Raw genomic sequence first — 6040 nt, 5'->3', positions numbered from 1 at the left:
ACTCGTCCAACGACGGCGGCAACAACAAGATCTGATCCGGATCGAACCGCCGAAACGTCTTCGCACTACCCACGACTGGTCAACGACCGACCACCCCGAACGAAGCGTTACTGACCCACGCTCCTAGCGGTTGACGTCGTCGGCGGGTGCCGGCAGCAGCTCGGCGACCAGCGCGCGGGCCTTCACGCGCCGGACCTTGCCGCTGGTGGTCACCGGGAGGGCGCCGGTGGGCACCAGCACGATCACGTCGACCTCGACGCCGTGCTCGGCGCGTACCGCCTCGCGGATCACCGACTCGAACTCGGCCTGTCGCGGGGCGTCCAGTGGAAGCGGTAGCCGTACCTCCGCAGCGACCGCGAGTCGGTCGCCCTTCTCGCCGTACGGCACCACCGCGCACCGGCGCCCGTGCAGCGCGGTGTTGCTGCGCTCGACGGTGTGCTCGACGTCCTCGGGGTGCAGGAGCCGCCCGTCCAGGTCGATCACGTCGGCGAGCCGGCCGGTGACGAACAGCTCTCCCTCCCAGAGGAAGCCCCGGTCGCTCGTGCGCAGGTACGGCTGCTCGTCGAAACCGGCCATCCGGGCCTCGAAGACGGCGGAGCTGTTCTCGCTGCGCCAGTAGCCGCGGCCCACACTCGGCCCGTGCACCCAGATCTCGCCGAGCACGCCCGGCGGTCGCTCGACCAGGGTGTCCGGGTCGACGATCCGCACCGTGAGCCCTTCCGCGCGCCGACCGCAGCCGACCAGCGGCCGCCCCGCCAGGGGTTCCTCGATGGCGAAGCCGGTCTGCAGGGCCTGCCGGTCGAAGCGGACCGTCCGGGGCGTGCCGCCGTAGCGCACACCGCTGACGAACACGGTGCCCTCAGCCAGCCCGAAACACGGCGCCATCGCCTCCGGGCGGAAGCCGGCCGTACCGAAGTGCTCGGCGAACCGGTGCAGGGTGTCCGCCCGCACGGGTTCGGCGGCGTTCAGGACGAGCCGCATCGAACTGAGGTCGAGGCGGGCCGCCTCCTCGGCGGGAACCCGCCGTACGCAGAGGTCGAAGGCGAAGTTCGGCGCCGCCGTGAGGTTCCCGCCGACCTCGCCGATGGCACGCAGCCAACCCGCGGGGTCCTTGAGGAAGCTGATCGGCGGAATCATGGTCGCCGTTCCGGCCCGCAGCGCCGTGAACATCATCAACGCCAGGCCCATGTCGTGGAAGTGCGGCAGCCAGCAGACCATCTGCAGATCACGGATCTGCGGCGCGACGGACCGGGTGAACTCGTCGAGCATCCGCAGGTTCTCGAGATAGTTGCGGTGCGTCACCAGCACGCCCTTGGGTGACCCCGTCGAGCCCGACGTGTACTGCAGCAGCGCCACCTCGTGAGAGGCCCCCTCCGCCGTCCGGTTCGCCGCCAGCGCCTGGTCCACCGTCACGTGTCGGCCGGGGAACACCTCGGCGAATTCGTCGGTGGTGACGACCATCGACGCCTGCGCGTGCGCGGCCGCGCGTTCCCCGGCCCGGCCAGGTGGTACCGGAACGGCAATCGCCCCGGCGTACCAGCAGCCGAACAGGGCCGGCAGGAAGTCCACGTCGGTCGGGAACGACAACACGACCCGGTCTCCCGGAGCGACGGACCTGCTGAGCAGGCCGGCCACGGCACGGGCCCGATGGTCCACCTCGGCCCAGGTGAGCACCTGCCGCCCGACGCGTATCGCCGGCCGGTCGCCGTGCTCCCTGGCGTTGCGCTCCAGGAGCCGAACGAGACTTGCCAGATTCTCCTGCATGATCTTTCCTTCGGTGAATTGCCACGGCGCGGCCGGATCGGCGTACGCCGGCGGTGCGCCGTGCGCCCGGCGGGCGATGGAAAGGCGGGTCCGGGAACCTATTCGCCGCTCTGCGGCGCCGGCCCACGCAACAACCAGGTCACCGCCTCGAGGAACTCGTCGGGCTCCTCGATCTGGCCGAAGTGACCGCTGTTCTCCAGGATCACCAGTCGCGAACCGGCGATGCCCTCGTGGAGCATCTCCGCCCAGACCGGACCGCAGATGAAGTCGTGCCGACCGGTCACGATCACCGTGCGGGCGGCGATCTTCGGCAACTCCGCCCGGTAGTCGATCTCGTACGAGTCGAACCGGGTGATCCAGCTCCTGATGTTGTCCTGGAGGTGCTTGAACTCGGCACGGCGCCCCCACCAGTCGGCGAAGTACACCGGCAGGATCGCGCTGAGGTTCTTGGTCGCCTCCTCGTCGGTCTGCGCCGGCTCGGACCGCCCGATCGCCTCGAGTACCTGCGCGGCCTCCGGGACGTCGGGATGACGCTGCGGGTAGGCGGCCGCAGCGGCCCGCTCCGCCTCCCAGAAGTCCGGGGTCGTGGTCGGGGAGGTGCTGTAGAGGGCGAGACCGGCAACGCGCTCGGGGTGCAGCAGGGCGAACCGCTGGGCGACGAAGCCACCGTGGGAGTGGCCGAGCAGGTGCACCTGAGGCACGCCGAGATGGTCGACAAGGGCGTGCAGGAAGTCGACGTAGGTGTCGACGTAGGTCGCGCCGGCGGGAAGTGGGCCCGAGTCGCCGGTGCCGACGGGCTCGGGGTAGACCATCGTGAAGTGCTCTTCCAAACGAGCGGATCGCAGGTAGGACGAGTCAACCCCGGGGCCGCCGGAATGGGTGATCATCACCGGTCCGGTGCCCGCGACGTGGTAGACCTGGCGGGTGCCGTCGACCGTGAAGCTGTGGACGCCCTCATCGAGGTTGCTCATTGCTCGGAGACTCCTAAGATGGTGAACCGAAGGGGTGAGGTGCACGCGTCTGGAGCGCCTCTGAGCGGCCCGGAACGGAATCCTGAGAACGGCCAGGCTCGCATATTCGGGAAAGATTAGGCCGGCCGACTGGAACACGAGTGGACGCGTACTGGACCGGCGCTGGCCCCGCACCGAGCCGTTATGCCACTCGGCGTCAAGTCCTCTTACATTCGCCCCGGGCTACCGTCGGTAATTGACGGCCGGCCGTGCGCTGGATGCCCCACATCCAGGCCGTGAGGGTCGGAAGTGGTGGTCTGGAGAGGAAAAGAATGACAGTCGACATGTATTACGACGCGGACGCCGATCTGTCGATCATCCAAGGGCGCAAGGTCGCCGTCATCGGGTACGGCAGTCAGGGGCACGCGCACGCATTGTCGCTGCGCGACTCGGGCGTTGAGGTCGTGGTCGGTCTGCCGACGGGGTCTCGGAGTCGTCCGAAGGCGCAGGAACAGGGTCTGGACGTGCGGACGCCGCAGGAGGCGGCCGAATGGGCCGACACCATCATGGTCCTTGCGCCGGACACCGTGCAGCGGACGCTGTTCGCGGACGAGATCGCACCGCATCTGCGCGCCGGTGACGCACTTCTGTTCGCCCACGGCTTCAACATCCGATACGGATTCATCAAGGTGCCCGCCGACGTGGACGTCGCGATGATCGCGCCCAAGGGGCCGGGGCACCTCGTACGCCGACAGTTCGTCGACGGCAAGGGGGTGCCGGTCCTCGTCGCGGTGGAGCAGGACGCGACCGGAGGGGCCTTCCCGCTGGCCCTGTCCTACGCGGCCGCCATCGGCGGCACCCGGGCCGGCGCCATCCGCACGACGTTCGCCGACGAGACCGAGACCGACCTGTTCGGTGAGCAGGCGGTGCTCGCGGGCGGGGTGACGGCGCTGGTGAACACCGGGTTCGAGGTGCTCACCGAGGCCGGGTACCAGCCGGAGATCGCGTACTTCGAGTGCCTGCACGAGCTGAAGCTCATCGTCGACCTGATGTACGAGGGCGGCATCGCGCGGATGCGGTACAGCATCTCCGACACCGCCGAGTACGGCGACTACAGCCGGGGTCCGCGAGTCATCGACGCTCGCGTGAAGGAGGAGATGGTCCGCATCCTGGCGGAGATCCGGTCGGGTGAGTTCGCCCGTGAGTGGATCGCCGAGGACGATGCCGGCCGTCCCAACTTCCGCAGGTACCGGGAGCAGGCGGCGGCCCAGCCGATCGAGGAGACCGGCCGTGCCCTGCGAGCGATGATGAGCTGGGTCGACCGGCCGATCACCGAGACCGCCTGATCCGGGCGGGACGCACCGCCGATCGGCGCGGCTCCGCCACCAGCGACCCGGACCATCGGTCGTGGACCGGTCAGTCCTGGTGGCGGATCCGCGGCCGATGGAGCAACCCGGGACGGATCCCTTCACTCGTGACGCCGTGGTAGACGATCATCACGACGATGCCGATCAGTCCGAGCACGGGATTCACGAACCAGCCGAGGAGCCCGGCCAGGCCGTAGAGGACGAGCCCGGTGATCGGTCGCGCCTCCTGCGCGCGGACCTGCTCCCGGTCGACATGATCTCCGTGCAGCGCCGGATGGCGGCGGAGATACGCGAAGAACACCAGCCAGGGCGCCGACATCAGTGCCGCCGCGACCGAGTACATGACAACGGCCACCCGTTGGTCATCCCGATCACCGTCGGTGAGGGCTGCGGCCAGGACCGCGGTCGGGAACGGTATGACAACCACGCCGAACAGGATGGCGAGGTTGATCCAGCCGAGCGCGAGGGTGCTGCCACGGACCAGCCGGAGCACCGCGTGATGGTTGAGCCAGAGAACGCCGATGTAGATGAACGAGACGATGAAGGCCAGGAACGACGGGGCCTCGTCGACGAGTGAATCGGCCAGGTCGCCCTCGTGGAAGTCGGGCACCCGCAGGTCCAGCACCAGCAGTGTGATGACGATGGCGAAGACGCCGTCGCTGAACGCCGCCACCCGGCCGGTGTCGGCCAGATCGGGTCCGGGTCGGCCGGGTGGGACGTTTCCCGAAGCCGCTGACATTGCCGCAGGTTAACAGCCAGGCACCGGCCGACTAACCACGATCACCGAATTCCTCGCCCGGGTCCGGGTCGCGGCGGGAACCTCGGCGACCCCGGGCGCCGTAGCCCGCCGCCGTCGGCGTGGTGTGCGAACGGGCGGTGTTCCGTGCGGATTACGACTTGACGAACAGCATGTTATCGCTCACAGTCGATGGACAAGGGCGACGACACCCGCGGCTTACCGGGCAAGCCTGCTTCGTCAACCCCGATTCAGACGTGCGTCTGGACGTGCAGGGGGTCGTGTTAACGCGAACATTCCCGGTGCATGGGTCCGGCCGCGCGACACGGTGCGCCCGCCTCGGGTGAACCGTTCGGCTCCTGGTCACTGGAGGAGGATCATGTCTGCCTTGGATAGGTCTCCATCGATCACACCGCCCTCGGGGCGGCGTCGCGGATGGTTGCTGCGACTCGTCAGCGCCGGCGTGGCCGCGTTGGTGGTCGGTGGTGCCGCCGCGGTGGCGGTGTCGACGCCCGCCGCCGCGGCGACGGTCGACACGAACGCGTGGTACGTCCTGGTCAACCGCAACAGCGGCAAGGCCCTGGACGTGTACAACCTGGCCACGAACGACGGCGCCCGGATCACGCAGTGGGCGCGCAACAACGGCAACCAGCAGCAGTGGCAGTTCGTGGACTCCGGCGGCGGCTACTACCGGTTGAAGTCGCGACTGTCCGGCAAGGTGCTGGACGTCTACAACTTCTCCACGGCCAACGGTGCCAGCATCGTGCAGTGGACCGACGGCAACGGGACCAACCAGCAGTTCCGGCTGGCCGACTCCGACAGCGGCTACATCCGCTTGATCAACCGGAACAGCAACAAGGTCGTGGAGGTGCAGGGTGCCTCGACCGCGGACGGCGGGAACATCGTGCAGTACGACGACTGGAACGGCAGCAATCAGCAGTGGCAACTCGTTCGCGTCGACGGCGGAGGCAACCCGACCACGCCACCACCGAGCGGCACGTGTGACCTGCCGTCGACGTACCGCTGGTCCTCGACCGGTGTGCTGGCCAACCCGAAGTCCGGCTGGGTGTCACTCAAGGACTTCACCGTCGCGCCCTACAACGGCCGACAACTCGTCTACGCCACCACCCACGACACCGGCACCCGATGGGGATCGATGAACTTCAGCCTGTTCACGAACTGGTCCGAGATGGCCTCCGCCAGCCAGAACACCATGAACTCCG

General features: G+C 68.5%; 5 protein-coding genes. 2 read left to right on the top strand and 3 right to left on the bottom strand.

Features of this window, described 5'->3' with window-relative positions:
• Positions 1-123: 123 nt before the first annotated feature.
• Entirely contained in the window at positions 124-1764 is a 1641-nt protein-coding gene (locus tag F8271_RS29285) for a fatty acyl-AMP ligase (RefSeq protein WP_151493066.1), read from the bottom strand.
• A 98-nt stretch (positions 1765-1862) separates the two neighbouring features.
• On the bottom strand, positions 1863-2735 hold the full coding sequence (locus tag F8271_RS29280; protein ID WP_151493065.1) for an alpha/beta fold hydrolase: 873 nt from the start codon (positions 2733-2735) through the stop codon (positions 1863-1865).
• 311 nt (positions 2736-3046) lie between these two features.
• On the opposite strand from F8271_RS29280, the gene ilvC reads away from it, so the two are divergent.
• The gene (gene ilvC / locus F8271_RS29275) at positions 3047-4060 is read left to right on the top strand and encodes a ketol-acid reductoisomerase (RefSeq protein ID WP_151493064.1); all 1014 of its coding nucleotides are present in this window, start codon (positions 3047-3049) and stop codon (positions 4058-4060) included.
• Between the two features lie 70 nt (positions 4061-4130).
• On the opposite strand, the gene F8271_RS29270 is transcribed toward ilvC, so the two are convergent.
• Positions 4131-4820: a TMEM175 family protein gene (locus F8271_RS29270; RefSeq protein WP_151493063.1), complete on the bottom strand. Its 690-nt coding sequence runs from the start codon at positions 4818-4820 to the stop codon at positions 4131-4133.
• Positions 4821-5196: 376 nt separating this feature from the next.
• Between F8271_RS29270 and F8271_RS29265 the strand changes: the two genes are divergently transcribed.
• A partial coding sequence (locus F8271_RS29265) for a non-reducing end alpha-L-arabinofuranosidase family hydrolase (protein WP_192580511.1) occupies positions 5197-6040 on the top strand: 844 nt, incomplete at its 3' end.

The sequence above is a fragment of the Micromonospora sp. ALFpr18c genome (genome assembly GCF_008868155.1).
Classification (GTDB): Bacteria; Actinomycetota; Actinomycetes; order Mycobacteriales; family Micromonosporaceae; genus Micromonospora.
The sequence above is the reverse complement of the archived record's forward strand: the minus strand, read 5'-3'. Positions and strand labels throughout refer to the sequence as shown.

Coding starts and splice junctions, on each gene's coding strand:
- F8271_RS29285 (WP_151493066.1), bottom strand. CDS start 1,764: ATGCAGGAGAATCTGGCAAGTCTCGTTCGGCTCCTGGAGCGCAACGCC.
- F8271_RS29270 (WP_151493063.1), bottom strand. CDS start 4,820: ATGTCAGCGGCTTCGGGAAACGTCCCACCCGGCCGACCCGGACCCGAT.
- F8271_RS29280 (WP_151493065.1), bottom strand. CDS start 2,735: ATGAGCAACCTCGATGAGGGCGTCCACAGCTTCACGGTCGACGGCACC.
- ilvC (WP_151493064.1), top strand. CDS start 3,047: ATGACAGTCGACATGTATTACGACGCGGACGCCGATCTGTCGATCATC.